17 protein-coding genes are annotated in these 16,342 nt (G+C 31.9%); 11 read left to right on the plus strand and 6 right to left on the minus strand.

All coding sequences use genetic code 11. From position 1 onward, the window contains the following. Nucleotide 1 precedes the first annotated feature (1 nt). Complete coding sequence (purE, locus tag ACTTBK_RS00910) at nucleotides 2-493, minus strand: 5-(carboxyamino)imidazole ribonucleotide mutase (RefSeq protein ID WP_440618182.1); 492 nt, start codon at nucleotides 491-493, stop codon at nucleotides 2-4. 91 nt (nucleotides 494-584) lie between these two features. Between purE and ACTTBK_RS00915 the strand changes: the two genes are divergently transcribed. From ACTTBK_RS00915 to ACTTBK_RS00930, 4 genes are read left to right on the plus strand one after another with little or no spacing between them, the layout of a single operon-like run. After that, a complete protein-coding gene (locus tag ACTTBK_RS00915) occupies nucleotides 585-1,550 on the plus strand; it encodes a membrane dipeptidase (RefSeq protein WP_440618183.1) in 966 nt (321 codons plus the stop codon). Between the two features lie 3 nt (nucleotides 1,551-1,553). Further along, nucleotides 1,554-3,215 (plus strand): hypothetical protein, encoded by a 1,662-nt coding sequence (locus ACTTBK_RS00920; protein WP_440618184.1) that lies wholly within the window; start codon nucleotides 1,554-1,556, stop codon nucleotides 3,213-3,215. Then, a complete protein-coding gene (locus tag ACTTBK_RS00925; protein ID WP_440618185.1) occupies nucleotides 3,184-3,828 on the plus strand; it encodes a DUF3726 domain-containing protein in 645 nt (214 codons plus the stop codon). Before ACTTBK_RS00920 ends, ACTTBK_RS00925 begins: the two co-directional genes overlap by 32 nt. Next, nucleotides 3,821-3,988, plus strand: a complete 168-nt coding sequence (locus tag ACTTBK_RS00930) for a hypothetical protein (protein WP_440618186.1) — start codon at nucleotides 3,821-3,823, stop codon at nucleotides 3,986-3,988. The genes ACTTBK_RS00925 and ACTTBK_RS00930 overlap by 8 nt, the downstream gene beginning before the upstream one ends. Here ACTTBK_RS00930 and ACTTBK_RS00935 read toward each other — a convergent pair. From ACTTBK_RS00935 to ACTTBK_RS00955, 5 genes are all read right to left on the minus strand, one after another. Next, entirely contained in the window at nucleotides 3,985-4,530 is a 546-nt protein-coding gene (locus tag ACTTBK_RS00935) for a hypothetical protein (RefSeq protein ID WP_440614125.1), read from the minus strand. The genes ACTTBK_RS00930 and ACTTBK_RS00935 overlap by 4 nt on opposite strands. 151 nt (nucleotides 4,531-4,681) lie before the next feature. After that, complete coding sequence (locus tag ACTTBK_RS00940) at nucleotides 4,682-6,040, minus strand: aminomethyl transferase family protein (RefSeq protein WP_440618187.1); 1,359 nt, start codon at nucleotides 6,038-6,040, stop codon at nucleotides 4,682-4,684. Continuing rightward, a complete protein-coding gene (locus tag ACTTBK_RS00945) occupies nucleotides 6,033-6,761 on the minus strand; it encodes a methylenetetrahydrofolate reductase (protein WP_440618188.1) in 729 nt (242 codons plus the stop codon). Before ACTTBK_RS00945 ends, ACTTBK_RS00940 begins: the two co-directional genes overlap by 8 nt. A gap of 57 nt (nucleotides 6,762-6,818) precedes the next feature. Continuing rightward, nucleotides 6,819-7,706, minus strand: a complete 888-nt coding sequence (locus tag ACTTBK_RS00950; RefSeq protein ID WP_440618189.1) for an ABC transporter permease — start codon at nucleotides 7,704-7,706, stop codon at nucleotides 6,819-6,821. Between the two features lie 57 nt (nucleotides 7,707-7,763). Further along, entirely contained in the window at nucleotides 7,764-8,774 is a 1,011-nt protein-coding gene (locus tag ACTTBK_RS00955; protein ID WP_440618190.1) for a glycine betaine ABC transporter substrate-binding protein, read from the minus strand. Nucleotides 8,775-9,046: 272 nt separating this feature from the next. Here ACTTBK_RS00955 and ACTTBK_RS00960 point away from each other — a divergent pair, with 272 nt between their 5' ends. Genes ACTTBK_RS00960 through ACTTBK_RS00990 form a run of 7 tightly spaced genes read left to right on the plus strand, consistent with a single transcriptional unit; the run spans nucleotide 9,047 to nucleotide 16,339 of the window. Continuing rightward, the gene (locus ACTTBK_RS00960; protein WP_440618191.1) at nucleotides 9,047-10,234 is read left to right on the plus strand and encodes an aromatic ring-hydroxylating oxygenase subunit alpha; all 1,188 of its coding nucleotides are present in this window, start codon (nucleotides 9,047-9,049) and stop codon (nucleotides 10,232-10,234) included. Between the two features lie 11 nt (nucleotides 10,235-10,245). After that, nucleotides 10,246-11,286 carry a homocysteine S-methyltransferase family protein gene (locus tag ACTTBK_RS00965; protein ID WP_440618192.1) on the plus strand — a complete coding sequence of 347 codons (1,041 nt, stop codon included), beginning with the start codon at nucleotides 10,246-10,248 and terminating at the stop codon, nucleotides 11,284-11,286. Then, on the plus strand, nucleotides 11,286-13,691 hold the full coding sequence (locus ACTTBK_RS00970) for a GcvT family protein (protein ID WP_440618193.1): 2,406 nt from the start codon (nucleotides 11,286-11,288) through the stop codon (nucleotides 13,689-13,691). Before ACTTBK_RS00965 ends, ACTTBK_RS00970 begins: the two co-directional genes overlap by 1 nt. After that, the gene (locus ACTTBK_RS00975) at nucleotides 13,691-14,326 is read left to right on the plus strand and encodes a class I SAM-dependent DNA methyltransferase (protein WP_440618194.1); all 636 of its coding nucleotides are present in this window, start codon (nucleotides 13,691-13,693) and stop codon (nucleotides 14,324-14,326) included. Before ACTTBK_RS00970 ends, ACTTBK_RS00975 begins: the two co-directional genes overlap by 1 nt. Continuing rightward, on the plus strand, nucleotides 14,323-15,558 hold the full coding sequence (locus ACTTBK_RS00980; protein WP_440618195.1) for a M24 family metallopeptidase: 1,236 nt from the start codon (nucleotides 14,323-14,325) through the stop codon (nucleotides 15,556-15,558). The genes ACTTBK_RS00975 and ACTTBK_RS00980 overlap by 4 nt, the downstream gene beginning before the upstream one ends. Beyond that, complete coding sequence (locus tag ACTTBK_RS00985; RefSeq protein WP_440618196.1) at nucleotides 15,558-15,968, plus strand: AAA family ATPase; 411 nt, start codon at nucleotides 15,558-15,560, stop codon at nucleotides 15,966-15,968. The genes ACTTBK_RS00980 and ACTTBK_RS00985 overlap by 1 nt, the downstream gene beginning before the upstream one ends. Next, the gene (locus tag ACTTBK_RS00990) at nucleotides 15,965-16,339 is read left to right on the plus strand and encodes a cytidyltransferase (protein WP_075506148.1); all 375 of its coding nucleotides are present in this window, start codon (nucleotides 15,965-15,967) and stop codon (nucleotides 16,337-16,339) included. The genes ACTTBK_RS00985 and ACTTBK_RS00990 overlap by 4 nt, the downstream gene beginning before the upstream one ends. The last annotated feature ends 3 nt before the right edge of the window (nucleotides 16,340-16,342 follow it).

Below are 16,342 nucleotides of genomic sequence, written 5' to 3' on the forward strand. Positions count from 1 at the left end.
TTTATTTTGGAACTCTTTTAACAGATTTAGTTTGGTTTGATCTCCAACTTTTTAACTTATTTCTGATCGAAGAATTATTAATAGCCATTATTTCAGCTGCAAGTAATGCAGCATTAATAGCCCCATCTTCTCCAATTGCTAAAGTACCAACAGGAATCCCTTTTGGCATTTGAGCAATCGAAAGCAAACTATCTAAACCTTTTAATTTTTTGCTTTCAATCGGTACACCCAAAACTGGAATTTGAGTTAATGCAGAAATCATTCCCGGCAAATGTGCTGATCCACCAGCTCCAGCAATAATTACCCCTATATTATTTTTTTCTGCCTTTAATGCAAAATCGTACATTCTCTTTGGGGTACGATGAGCAGAAACAATTTTAGTTTCAAACGAGACACCTAATTGTTTAAGAGTTTTTTCTGCTAATTGCATAGTTTTGTAGTCTGATTGACTACCCATAACTATTGAAACTTTTTTATTAGTATTTTTTTTCATGAAAATGGCTTTATTGTTTATTTCAAAATTAATCAAAAATTTCAATAAAATTAATAGTATTTCAATTTAGATTGATTAATCTTATTTCGTTATGAATTTTAAAATCGATAATTTGCAATATTGCAATTGGTCTAGAAAAATTTTTGAAACAAACAGAGCTGCAGGTTTAGATGCAGTTCATGTAACTATAGTTTATCATGAAGATTATGATGAGCTACTAATAGAATTAAATAAGTGGGAAAAAATTTTTGAAGCAAATTCTGATCTTATATTTCTAGGAAAAGATTTTAAAGATATAGAAAAAGCAAAGCTTGAAAACAAAACTGCAATATTTTTTGGTTTTCAAAATTGTTCACCAATTGAGGATGACATAGGTTTGGTTGAAAAAGTTCATGAACTTGGATGCAGATTTATGCAACTAACTTACAACAATCAATCTCTTCTTGCTACCGGTTGCTATGAAAAAATTGATAGCGGAGTAACTAATTTTGGAAGAGAAGCAATAAAAGAAATGAATAGAGTAGGCATTGTTGTTGATATGTCTCATTCTGCAGAAAAAAGTACAATGGATGCAATTGAAATAAGTGAAAAACCAATTGCGATCACACATGCAAACCCTTCTTTTTGGCATGCTGCAAAAAGAAACAAGTCTTCAGATTTGCTTAAGATGCTCAGTAATAGTGGAGGAATGTTAGGTTTGTCTTTATATCCACATCACTTGAAAGAAAATACTAATTGTACTCTTGATAGTTTTTGTGAAATGGTGGCAAAGACTGCAGAAATTATGGGAGCAAGTAAAATTGGTATAGGGTCAGATCTTTGTCTTGATCAACCCGACAGCGTAGTCGAGTGGATGAGAAATGGTACTTGGACCAAAACTAAAAATTACGGAGAAGGATCAAAAAATAAACCAGGCTTTCCAAAACAACCTGATTGGTTTGAAGACACAAGGGGATTTACAAATATAGAAAAAGGTCTCAAAAAGATTGGATTTTCAGATGATGAGACACATGGAATACTAGGAAATAATTGGTACAATTTTTATAAATCAATTTAAGTTATGCAAGTAGAACTAAGAGATCCAAATACTATTATGAGATTATCTCGTTTGGGATCTTTTCATCAATCTAAATTATCTTTTTTAAGAAGTTTTTTGAATGAATTTAAAGACTGGGAATATAAACAAGATTTGTTTAATTTAAATGAAAATGGTTATGGTGAGGCTGTATATTCATTTAAAAAAGACAGAAGAGTTTATTCTCTAGTTTGTTTTGCAAATCATATTAAAGATGAGGAAAGATCAGACAGAGTTATAGCTACTAAATGGGATGCGGCTTTTACTCTTCATGATGGAGTACCAGGTAAAAAAGATATTGAAAGATTAAAAAATGAAGTTCCTAAACAAGAAGTAGGAAGACTTTCTTATAAAGAACTTACATTATCAAGAGCGAATAAATCTGTACGTTTATTTAATCATGTAACAGAGAGTTTAAGTCAAGGATTACAACCAGATTTAAATTTATTATCAAAAGTGGGTTATTTATACAGAACTACTGCTGTTTATGGATCTGGTAAATTTGGTTTAGCAGATAGGTTTAGAATAAAAAATCGTGAGGAAATTAACGGACCATTTAGATTAGAAATGATGCTGGTTTATCTTGTAAGACAGTTCACTTTCGATCAAGTAAATCATGTTGCTTATCACAAGAACCCAAAAAAAGCAGTCAAACTAGACGAGCAAATCTCTAAAAATCTAGGTATTGGAAATTCTACTGGATTAGGAATGGCACCTTTTATTGTTAATCATCCAACACTTTTAAATAACTGGATCTTAAGTAGAGAAATAGCATTAAAAAAAATTAGAGAAATTAAAGATGTAAATAAAAATGATAATGAACTTTTTATTGATTGTGTAAAAAAATCACTAACAAATATTACAAGCTGGAACACTGATAGTGAATATCAAAAAAATAAAATTAATAATCTACTGAAAGATATTCAAAAATTTTTGAAATTTATTGAGAATGATTTTGATTTTACAAGGGAATATCCTTTCAATAGTATTTATGAGTGGCTTGAGCAAGAAACATGTGAAGAATGTATTGAATATGTTGTATCCATTATGATGGAACCATATAGTGAAATAACCGAACCTTTAGTAAAAGAAATGAGCTCTGATGAAGAAAAATATTTTAACATACCAGCTCATCGGACCGTTGAAGATTTAAGAAATATAATTGAAAAAAAATATCCAAATATTTTAGAAATTAATTTTGAAAAAAAAGAAAATAATCAAAATTTTTGGTTTATCTCAAAAAATAAAGAAGAGCCAAGATTAGCTGATAGATTTGAGGAACATGGTTCAGAATTAGAGCAACCTTTATCTATAGCGAGAGACATAAAAAAACTTTACGAAATATTATTGGTTTCTAAAAATAGTCAAACTGTATCTAACTTTTTAATAAAAAACTCTGATTTGAGACATATTATTAGAAGAGTTTTTATAGTTGAAAAATTTCCTTATTCAGAAATTCAAGATAATACAATTGGTAAAAACATAATGCCTATTGATATGTTGAGATTAAAGCTATCTTTCTTTGGGGCTTTAAAATTTGACCCAAGGTCTGACAAGTGGTTGAGAATTTGCATGTTTCAAGGAGCGCCCTTACCTCATGAATTAAAAAATTACGATGAGCAGTGGGTTTATAAAACTAGCATTTAACATGAAATCATTAAGTGAAATTGAAACTACTGTTAAAAGAGCAACAAAAGCTATTGGATATTCATGGGGAGTTGCTGAAGAAACAGCAAAGTGCGTAAGACTATTAGAGTCCTTTGGTCTTCCAGGTATAAAGCATATAAATAAATATTTTTCTGAAAGGAAAGAAAATAGTTTTCAAAATTTAAATCTAATATTAGAAAAAAATCAACCTTCAGCAAAATCTTATTGTCCAATAATCCTTGGAGTTAGTTTTTTAGATCAATCAAAATCTTTAGAATCTTTTAAAAAAATTGAACTAAATAACGTTGCTTACCCTTCAATATTTTTAGCTTTTGTAAGTAGAGCATCAGAAATTATTGGTAAAAAAATTCATCTAAATCTTGATAAAAAAGAAATTATTTTAAATTTAAATTTAAATATCTATTCTAATATTGCTAATAACGAATTTCCGACTGTTGCAAATCATTTAGAAATCAGTTTTTTGGAAAATATTGATAACTTTTCAGAGGAAGAGTGGAAGAATATGTACAAATTATCCGAAGATACTTTTGTTGAAGAATCCGAGAGTTTAAAACAAGGTGGGGCAGGTGCAGGCTTAACAGATAATGACTGATAATTTTGATGAAATTAAGGATCAAGAATACAGTGGAGATTTAAATAATATTTGTGATGAGTGTAAAGAAGAGGATGAGAGTGTATCTCAAAATTTAATTTTAACTGGCTTTAAAATTTGTAAATCCTGTAGAATTTCAAAAACTATTTTTCCAATCTAGCTAATCTGATTAGTTGGAAGCATGTTCATTCTACTCATTACGAAAGTAATTGATAGAAAAGCTATTATCAAAAAAGATAATAAGACTATACCAAAAGATTTAAAATTAGATTTTAAATTTAAAATTTCTTTTGTTGAAATGATCAGACCTGCAAAAATCCAAAATTGAGTAAGAAAAATTATAGGTATCATTAAATCTGGAGTTACTGCAAAAAATCTTAATAAACCAGGAGCATGAGCAAAACCAACTGCGGTTAGAACTTTTTTAAATGATACTTTAGTTTGTTTATCTGGAAAAAGTTTAACACCTATTACAAAAATGAAGATTGCCCATATTAACCAAGTAACTATTGCTGTTAGACCTGACATTCCTATTGCAGTTTTAATAACAGTATTAGCTGCTACTGCACCAGCAACTCCATCTAAAATCATTATTAATCCTGCAAAATAAATAGAGGCTTCACCAAAATTTCTGTTATCAGAATAAAGTGTCTTATCTAATTTTATTGATTTGAAAACTATATTTAAAAATTCACCAAACATTAATTTTTATCTTTCTTATTTCTTTGAGCTTTATAAGAAACAATTAATGGAAATACTATTAAAGCAATCGCAATAATAATGCAAACTGCTATTAGAAACCCTTTTGTCATTGAAATTTGGGGGAGTTTAAATCACTCCCCCTAAAATAGATTTAGCCTTCTACAACTTCTCTTGTATTTGCGTTGAAGGACTCTTTAAATGGAATATCCACTACTACAGCATCAACAGGTGTTCCCGGTGTGTCCGAATATTCTGCAGGTAAATGAACTTTAAATTTAGTTCCTACTTTTCCTTTTGGAAAACCATTTGCATTTAATGTTCCATCAAAAGGAACGTATCCCATTGCAATGTTCGTTTTCTTTTCAGGGTGCCACCATGGTGATGTTAAAAATCCTACTGGATCTCCACCACTTTCAGGAGAAACTAGCCAAAAGTCAGGTGCATAATTATCAATAGGTTTACCACCTAATTCCATACCAACTAGTTGAAGTTTGTATGGTTTTTTACCTGCTTTTAATTCTTCTTTCATCTTTTCTAGTGCAGCCTTACCAACATAATCAGCGGTTTTGTTCCATTCTCCTTTTCCAGACAAAGAAACTTGATAACCTAAATTACATTGGAACGGATTGTGTTGTTGATCCATGTCTTGTCCCCATGAAAGAATTCCTGCTTGAATTCTTCTGTGGTGAGCAGGAGCAATGACCATCAAGCTGTGTTTTTTTCCAGCTTCAAGTACAGCATTCCACATATCCTCAGCATATAAAGTAGAGTTTCTTAGATAAATTTCATAACCAGCTTCTCCTGAGAAACCAGATTGTGAAATCACAACATCTCTTCCACCAACTTTTGCTTCAGCTAATCCATAGAAAGGCATATTATCGAAATCTACTTGATCTCCACACAAATCTTTCATTAATGCTTTTGATTTAGGACCTTGAATTTGAACTGGGCTCACATCAATTTCTTCAATTTTACAATCAAATCTTCCATCTGCATTTACACCTTGAAGATATAAACCAATATCAGAGTCTGATAATGAAAACCAAAATTCATCTTCAGAAATTCTTAAAAGAATTGGATCATTTAAAACTCCACCATAAGCATTACATAGAATTACATATCTTGCTCTCATTGGTGAAATTTTAGTTGCATCTCTAGTGATTACATAATCAGTAAATTTTTCTGCATCTGGACCCTTAACTCTTATTTGTCTTTCAACAGCAACGTTCCACATTGTTACATGGTTTACGATAGCATCGTATTCAACCATAGCTCCACCATCTTCAGGTTTTACATAACCTCTTGGGTGATAAATACGATTGTATACAGTTGCTCTCCAACAACCTGCCTGCATTGATAAATGCCAATAAGGTGATTTTCTTACCCTTGTTGAAATTAACATTTCAACTTTTGTTGGCCCACTTTGTCTTAAGTTGTATGGTACCTCTCTGTCTGACTGATCAACAGAAGTAACATGTTTTAATTTAGTATAGTCAAATTCATTAGACATAACTATTCTCCCTCAACCACTTGTTAGTTTCCTTCAAGCCGCCGAATGTATAAATGTGGAAGTTATCAGTGTGCGATTTAACTTTCCCAATTAAATCATTAGGGTCTTTAGGTTTCAATAAATCTAACGCCTTACTAAAATTAGATTTAAGAAAGTTTAAGGAATTTTTTGCCCCAACAATATTAGCAAATTTAATTAAGCTAGATATTTTTAAAGGCCCAGTGATTCCAACATGCACTGGCACGCTTTGTTTAGAAATAAAATCAATGATAGGCTGAGGATCTAATAACCACTGTGTTACTATATAATCAGCGTAAGGCTTTTTATCTATCATTGCTTTTTCTAAATCTGTGTCGGATATATCAGGACTCCCTTCAGGATGTCCAGCTATTCCTATTTTCATTTTTTCAAAATAACCTGTTTCTAAAAGTTGAAATGAACTATCAAATTTTCCAAGGGGCTCTCTTCCTCCTCCAATAATTAGTGCTTGCTTCACTCCTCCATCTTTGCATCTTGTAACATAATCTTTAAGCTCATTTTCATCATGCATAGACCTTGCTGGAAAATGTGGAACAGGATTAAATCCTTTTTTTACAAGGTCTACCGCTTTATCTGCTGTTTCTTTATAATCTCCTCCTGGAAGCATAGTGATATAGACATCACTTAATGGAGGTAAAGTTTCAAGATCTGTTTTTGGACCAATCTCCAAAGAAAAATTCATATTTCGGATCTTTATTGATTTTGAAATATGAGTCTAGAAAATTCGTTTGCGCTAAAATTACTTCTTAAGCTGACCTCTGTGCTTTTGAATTCTTTGTCCGTACTGCTGAGTAACCCTGTCGAAGATAATTGCTAAGGCTACGATAGCTAAACCATTCATCATTCCTAATGCCAAATATTGGTTAGAAATTGCTTGTAAAATAGGCACTCCAAGACCTTTTACACCTATCATAGATGCAATCACAACCATTGCTAAAGCCATCATAATCGTTTGGTTAATTCCAGCAAAGATTGTTGGAAGCGACAACGGAATTTGAACTGATTTAAGTTTCTGCATTGGAGTTGCTCCAAATGCCTCACTTGCTTCTAAAGTTTCTTTATCTACTTCTCTGATCCCCAGATTTGTTAGTCTTACAATTGGAGGTAAAGCATAAATACAAACTGCCAAAAGCCCTGGAACTTTTCCTATACCGAGCAACATAATAATTGGAATTAAGTAAACAAAACTAGGTATAGTTTGCATCATATCTAATATGGGCAAGATCGCTTTTTCTGCTCTTTGAGATTTAGACATAACAACACCAATTGGGATTCCTACTGCTATGCAAACAAGCGTAGATACAGATATTATGGCTACAGTTGCCATGCAATTTTTCCACATCCCAAAATAACCAATAATTAAAAAGCATACCACTGTACCTATGGTTAATTTTATACTTCTAGATCCAATCCAAGCTAGCAATGCAAATATACCTATTACTATAGGCCAAGGACTATTTATTAATAATTTTTCTAGCCAGATTAAAAAATATAATAAGGGATCAAAAAAACTTTCGATACCTTCTCCATAAGCTCTTGAAAATTCCTTAAAACTAAAGTCGATTCCTTTTTTAAGCTCTCTAAGAGCTACTCTGTCCATTACTGGTATTTTACTAAAGAAATCCATAAATTCTTTTTATTAAAATCGAACCCGTTTTACAACGGGTTCGATAATTTTATTTAATTAAAGTGCTTTTTTTATTTTTGCAGCAGCATCACTTGAAACCCATTTAGACCAAACACCTTCTTGTGTTTTAAGGAATTCAATTGCAGCATCTGCACCCTCAGCTTGGTTTTCTCCCATCCATACTAACATTGAGTTCATAACTGGGCCTGGGTAAGTTCTTTTTTCTAAGTAACTCATACCTTCTGAACCAGCAGTTTTTTTGTAGTTGTCAGTAGCGATAGTAAATACTTCAGATTTTACCCATGAAGATTTTTTAGGAGTACCACATTCTTGTTCAGGTTTTACAAGACAATTATCCCAATTCTCTTTTCCACCCCATTCTCCCATGTCAACTGACTGAAGATTGTATTTTCCTACTAAAGAAGTTGGTGACCAGTAATAACCAAACCAGTTTTCTCCTCTTTCAGCAGCTTTAGCAATTGAACCATCAAGTCCTGCAGCAGAACCAGTTTCAACAATTGCCCAACCTTTTTCTTCCATGCCCCATGCTTTAAAGTGTTGCTTGTTAATTAATTCACAAGCCCAACCAGGAGGACAAATGTGGAAGCCACCTTTTGAAGGATCTTCAGGGTGAGGGAATAGATCAGGTCTTTCTAAAATTGCAGCGGCAGTTGTTAGCTCAGGATGCTTTTCTAAAGTTGCAGGTAATACCCACCAACCTTCACCTAAACCAGTGATTGGAGCTTTGTTGATCGAATGCATTTTGCCTTCATCAACAGCTTTGTTCAAAGCAACTATTGCAGCGTTAGCCCAAAATTCTGGAGCAACATCTGGCTCACCTTTTTCTTGCATAGATGTAAATGTAGGCATTGTTGCACCTGGCACCAATTCCACAGAACATCCATAACCTTCTTCTAATATAATTTTATCAACTTCAGCCATAAAGTTTGCTGAGGCCCAGTTCATATTAGCGATAGTTATATTTCCACAAGCAGCATTAGCTACACTTCCAAAAGAAGTAAGACCAAAAACAACGGCTAGGGAAAGAAGTATTCTTTTAATTTTCATTATATCTCCCAATATTTGATTCATTTAAAAGTCAAATTGAACATATTGAGAGAAATATTGCAAATTAAATTCAATTCTAAGTTGAAGTCAAATTGTCTTTAAATATGCATTAAATTTAGTTATGGTTTTAAATGAAATTTTCAGCAAATTTTTTTTTCAAAGAGTTTGTTTATATTTTAAATTGTAAAACAGTTTTTCAGCAAATCATTATTAGAGAGTCGTAATTTTTAAACCCTAAATTAATTTTTTAATTAATTAATTAAAGGAGGTTTATGAATTTAAATAAAAAATTATCAGACATCTTAGATCCTAAAAAAATAGAAGTTGTTAAAAATCCTATAGAGAAAGCTCATGGGTTACCTAATGAGTGTTATTTAAGTGATGATTATTTAGAATTTGAAAAAGAAAAAGTATTTAAAAATAATTGGACGATGATTGGTGTTGCAAGCTCAGTACCAAATCCTGGTGATGCAAAGCCATTTAATCTTTTAGATATTCCAATATTAATAGTCAGAAACAAAGAGAATGAAATAAAAGTTTTTCACAATGTTTGTAGTCACAGAGGTTTCAAATTAGTTGACAAAGAATGCAAATTAAAAAATGTAATAAGATGTCCTTATCATTCCTGGTCATATGATTTTAATGGCAAATTAACTGTTACTCCTCATATAGGTGGGCTAGGAAAACATGTGGTTCAAGGATTTGAAAAAAATAATAGCAACCTAAAAGAAATAAAATCAAAAGTTTGGATGGATTTAATCTTTATAAATATAAATTCTAACGCAAAACCATTTGAAGATTTCATTAAACCTCTAGAGGATAGATGGTCCAAGTTTATTTCTAAAAAAGATCAACAATTAATAAGACATTCTACTGATAATGGATATTTTAACATGACAGTAAATAGTAATTGGAAATTTGCTATTGAAAATTATTGTGAAAGCTATCATTTGCCATGGATACATCCAGAGTTAAATAGAGTTTCAAATATTGCAGACCATTATCATATAGAAGATGATAATTTTAATTTTTCAGGACAAGGAAGTAATAAATATTCACAACAGTTCGATGGGAATATAAAATTTAAATGTTTTCCAAATTGGCCAAGTGATGTATCTGAAAAATCTGAATATGTATCATTATACCCTAATGTGATGTTGGGAATTCATATAGATCATTTTTATGCTTTTTGGTTAGAACCAATTTCAAATAATCAGACAAAAGAGCATTTTGAATTATATTATATTGGAGATGAAAGCGCTTCGAGCGACGAGTTTAAAGGGATCAGAGAAAAAAATTTTGCATTTTGGCGAGAAGTTATGAACGAAGATGTGACTGCAATAGAAGGAATGCAAAAAGGGCGAAGTTCACCGGCTTACAATGGTGGAAATTTTTCGCCTGTAATGGATACGCCTACTTTGATGTTTCACAAATGGGTTGCAACAAATTTAACAAAATGAAAGGATAAATTATGAAAAAAGATTTAATTACTAGGTTAAATGAAGGTCCTATCATGTGTGCAGAAGGATACCTTTTTGCAATGGAAAGAAGAGGTTATCTTTCAGCAGGTCCATTTGTTCCTGAGGTTGTGTTGGAGCATCCTGAAGTAGTAACTCAATTACATAGAGAGTTTATCAGGGCTGGTTCAGATGTAGTTCAGGCATTTACTTATTATGGTCATAGAGAAAAACTAAGAATAATTGGTAAAGAACATTTGTTAGAACCAATGCAAAAAGGCGCTCTTAAAATTGCAAAAGATGCTGCAGCTGAATTTAAAGATTTAGATTTGATGGTTTGTGGAGATGTTGCAAACACAAACGTATTTGATCCTGGTGATACAAATACTCATAAGCAATGCCAACAAATGTATGAGGAGCAAGTTGCTTGGGCAAAAGAGGCTGGAGTTGATTTTGTTATTGCTGAAACAATTAGCTGGACTGATGAAATGAAAATTGCATTAAAAGCAATTAAGGATGCAGGACTTGTTGCAGTTTGTAATTTTGCAATTCCCAGAGGGGATAAAACTAGAGAAGGACATAGCGCTGAAGATGCATGCAAGATGATGGAGGATCTAGGTGCCGATGTAGTTGGTCTAAATTGTTATAGAGGACCAGAGATGACGATGAAACTTTTAAAAAAAGTTAGAGACAAAGTTTCTTGTCATGTATCAGGGCTTCCAGTTCCTTACAGAACCACTGAGGAAGAACCTGGTTTTTTAAATATTACTGATCATGGTTGTGATTGTATTCCTGGTGGGAATGCATTTCCTGTAGCTTTAGATAATTTATTTTGCAACAGATTTGAAATGGCAGAATTTGCAAAAGAGTGTGTTGAAAATAAAATAAATTTTATTGGTATATGTTGTGGTGCCGAAGCTCATCATGTCAGAGAAATGTCTGTTGCAATTGGTAAAAAACCAATTTCAATGAAATACATGCCAGACATGAGTAAACATTTTCATCATGGTACTGATAAATCTTTAAAAAAAGTAAATAAGGAAATTAAATATTAATGGAAAAGCATGCCAAAGTTGTAATCATAGGTGGTGGTGTAGTAGGATGTTCTATTCTTTATCATTTATCAAAATTTGGATTAAAAGATTGTATTTTACTTGAAAGAAATGAATTAACATCAGGTTCTTCGTGGCATGCTGCTGGAAATGTTCATGTTATTTCTTCTGACCCAAATATCTCTCGGATGATGGCTTACACAATTGGTTTATATAAAGAGATTGAAAAAGAGTCTGGTCATTCAACAGGATTTAAACCTAGTGGAGGTTTTTACTTAGCATCAAACGAAGTATGGGCTGATTATTTAAAGAGAGAAAGATCAAAAGCAAGATACATGGGGCTTGATCAAGAGTTTATTTCTTTAGAAGAAGTAAAAAACAAACATCCATTAATTGATCCGTCAAGATACTTGCTAGCATTATGGGATCCTATTGATGGTGAAGTTGATCCATCAGGAGTTACTTATGCTTTTGCAAAAGCCGCAAAAGTTCATGGTGGAAAATATTACACTCACACTGTCGTAAAAGACACAAAACAAAAAGAAGATGGAACCTGGGATGTATTTACTGAAAAGGGAAACATTAATGCTGAAATAGTAATTAATGCAGGTGGTTTGTGGGCAAGAGAAGTTGGCCAATTAGCAGGATTAAATCTTCCAGTTCAACCAATGGAGCATCATTATTTGATTACAGAACCTATTCCAGAAATTGAAGCAATGGGTGACCAAAGATTGCCTATCGGAACAGATTTTGAGGGAAATATTTATTTTAGACAAGAAGGAAAAGGAATGTTGCTTGGAACTTACGAGCCAAAATCAACTCCTTGGAAAGTAGAAGGAACTCCAATGAATTTTGGACATGAATTACTTGAGCCAAAATTAGATAATATTGAAGATCGATTAGCAATTGGTTTTGAGAGAATGCCAGCATTAGAGCGTGCAGGAATAAAAAATATAGTTAATGGACCTTTTACTTTTGGTCCAGACGGAAGTCCATTGATTGGTCCAGTACCTGGAATGAAAAATTATTGGGTTGCAGTTGGTGTTATGGCTGGGTTTTGCCAAGGGGGTGGTGTTGGAAAATGTATTGCTGAATGGATTATTGACGGTGAACCTTCAATTGATGTTTGGGCAATGGATGTTGCTCGTTTTGGAGATTATGCATCACCACAATATGGAACAATAAAATCTTCAGAAAACTATGAAAGAAGATTTATTATGACATTTCCTAATGAAACTTTACCAAAAGGAAGAAAACAAAAAACAACAGCACTTTATGATCGATTTGTTAATCAAGGAGCTGTGATGGGAGATAGTTTTGGATTAGAAAATGTTTTGTGGTTTGCAAACAACAAAGAAGACGCTCATGAAGAACCAACAATAAAAAGATCAAGATCACATGATTATGTTTCAAAAGAAGTTATTAATGTAAGAGAGAATGTTGGCTTGATTGAAGTTGCAAATTTTTCAAAACATGAATTCAAAGGACCTGACGCTAGAAAATTTTTAGATCACATCATGGCTGGAAAACTTCCAAAACCTGGAAGAATATCTTTATCACCAATGTTATCTTATAGAGGAAAATTGTGTGGAGATTTAACAGTTGCTTGTTTGAATGAAAATGAATTTATGGTATTTGGATCTGGTGCTGCTCAAGAAATGCACAGACGTTGGTTTGAAAGTCACTTAGATAAATTTAATTTAAATTATAAAAATAGATCTGATGAGTTTCATGGATTATCAATTGCAGGACCTAATTCAAGAAAGGTTTTAGAAAAAATAGTAAGAGATGATGTTTCAAATGAAAAATTTAAGTTTAGAGACTCGAGAAGAATGTTTGTTGGAGGAGTGCCTGCATTAGTAAATAGAATTTCATTTACTGGAGAGCTTGGTTACGAAATTTATGTAGCTCCTCATTATCAACTAAAATTATATGAAGAACTAGTTGAAGCTGGAAAAGAATTTAATATTAAACCCTTTGGTGGAAGAGCATTAATGTCGATGAGGCTTGAGAAAAATTGGGGAGCTTGGACATTAGATTATAGACCAGATTTTACTGCTAAAGAAACAGGATTAGATGTTTTTATCAATTGGGATAAAGAATTTATAGGTAAAGAAAGTGCACAAAAGGAAAACTCTTCAAACAAACTTATACCTTTAATTGTTGAAACCAATGATATTGATGTAACAAATAATGAAGCTGTTATGAATGGAGATCAAAGTATAGGTTACGTTACTTCAGGTGGTTTTGCACATTTTGTAAATAAGAGTGTTGCTTTTACTTTTGTTGATCAGGATAAAATTAAATTCGAAAATAAAGTTCAAGTAGAGATAAATGGAGATTTATTTAATTGCTCAATAATTAAAGAACCACTTTATGATCCAAGCGGTCAAAAAATGAGAAGTTAATGTCCGATCAAGATAAAGACGTATCTAAAAATTTAAACATTTATAAATTAAACAAAACAGAAGACGTAATGAGTTATTACGCAGATTGGGCAGAAAACAACAAATATAACAAAGATATGATTGATTGGAACTATACAGGTCCAAAAGAAACAGCCGCAGCTTTTAATAAACATCAGCAAAATAAAGATGCATTAATACTCGATGCGGGTTGTGGTACAGGGTTAGTTGCTCAGGAATTAGAGAAATTTGGATTTAATAATTTTCATGGAATAGACTTATCTCAAGATCTTTTAAATTCAGTTCCAAAAAACCTTTACAAAAAATTAAGTAAATTAGACTTAAACAAAGAAATTCCTGAAGCAGATAATACTTATGATAGCGTGTTATGCGTTGGAACTTTCACATTTGGTCATGTCAAAAATAATGCTTTAGATGAATTTTTAAGAATTACCAAATCAGGCGGCTATATTGGTTTCACTATAAATGAGGGTATTTTTAAGAAATATAGTTTTGATACAAAAATAGAGGAATTTAAAAACAAAGAATTTTGGGAAGAAAAAGATTTCTTTAAATCAGATTACATAGCTAGTAAAAATGTAAACGCATGGTTAGGAATTTATAAAGTTACAAAATGAGATTTAAGAGAAAAATAGTTCCAGAATTTAAACCTAAACAGAATTTTATTATCAAAAAAAGATTAAGAGAAGACGAGATAGATTTTGATAAGCTAAGATCTTATCGTTTAGATAGAGTTAAAAAAGAATTAGAAAAAAATAATTTAGAAGCGTGTATTTTATTCGATCCAGTAAATGTTCGATATGCATTAGATAGTGTAAACATGAGTGTTTATAATATGCATAACCTAACAAGGTATTGCTTTATTCCAGTTAATGGTCCTACAATACTTTATGAGTATTTTAATTGTGAGAAATTATCAGAGCATTTAAATCTTATTGATGAATTAAGACCTGTGATTACTTGGGATTATTTTAGTAACGGTGATCAATCAGAGCAACAATTAAAAAAATGGGTTAATGAAGTTAAAGATTTATCAAACTCATATTTTAAATCTAAAAAAATTGCTATTGATGTTTTAAATGGTCCTGCGGTTTCTGCATTAAATAAAGAGAACATCCAAGTGGTTGATGCTAAATTAATTTTAGAACAAGCAAGAGTAATAAAATCAAATGATGAAATTAAATGTATGAGATCAGCGATTGATGTCGCTGAAATGGGTATTGTTAAGATGAAGGAACAATTAAAACCAGGAATGACTGAGAATGAATTATGGTCAATACTCCATCAAACGAATATAGAAAATTATGGTGAGTGGATTGAATGTAGATTGTTAGCTTCAGGAGAAAGAACTAATCCATGGATGCAAGAATGCAGTAATAAAATTATCCAAGATAAAGAAATTGTTTCTTTTGATACTGACATGGTTGGCCCCTATGGTTATTGTGCAGATATATCTCGTGCATTTGTTGTTGGAAACAAATTTAATGATGATCAAAAAAAACTATATTCAATGGCAGTTGAACAAATTGATTACAATTCTAATTTAATTAAACCAGGATTATCGTTTAAGGAATTTATTGAAAAATCATGGAATTTGCCTGATGACTATTATGGAAATAGATATTCTTGTATGGTTCATGGAATAGGACTCTGTGATGAATGGCCATTCATAAGATACCCAACAGATGGTGGTCAAAAGGAAGGTTGTTTTGAGAAAAATATGACTATTACAGTAGAAAGTTATATTGGAAAAGTAGGTGGTAAAGAAGGTGTTAAGCTTGAGCAACAATACTTAATTGGTGAAAATGGACTTGAATTAATGTCCCATCATCCGTTAGAAGATATTTAATGAAAATTATTTTAGTTATGGGTTTACCTGGTGCAGGTAAAACAACTTTAGCAAATGAAATGGCACCTCATTTAAACGCTAAAAGATTAAATGCAGATGAAGTCAGAAAAGCTGCTGATGATTGGGATTTTTCAGAAGAAGGAAGAGTAAGACAAGCAAAAAGAATGGCTGAATTTGCTCTTAAATTAAAGGCAGAGGGTCATTATGTAATTGCAGATTTTGTTGCTCCTACACCGGAGGCAAGAAGTATGTTTCCAGCAGATTTTAGAATTTGGGTAGATACAATAAAGAAAGGTAGATTTGAAGATACCAATCAAATGTTTGTTAATCCAAAAAACTTTGACTACCATGTAACAACTCAGGATGCTAAGAAATGGGCACCGTTAATAATTGAGGAGATTAAAAAATGACATACCAATGGGATAATAAAAAACCTACAGCGCAAATGTTAGGAAGATGGCAACCCTTTCATGACGGGCACTATAAACTGTTTAAAGAGATAATAAAAAAAACAGGACAAGTTTGCATCCAAATAAGAGACGTACAAGGTGTTGATGATAATCCATTTGATTTTGAAACTGTAAAAAAAAATATTGAAGAAAGATTAAATCCTGAATTTGAAGGTCAATTTAAAATTATGTTAGTTCCTAATATTACAAATATTTGTTACGGAAGAGGTGTTGGTTACAAAATTGAGGAGATAGTTTTAGATGAAGAAACTCAAAAAATCTCGGCAACTAAAATTAGAGCTCAAATGAGAGAAGAGGGTAAATTAAAATAATTT

It is taken from the genome of Candidatus Pelagibacter sp. HIMB1493 (assembly GCF_052047995.1).
Lineage (GTDB): Bacteria > Pseudomonadota > Alphaproteobacteria > Pelagibacterales > Pelagibacteraceae > Pelagibacter.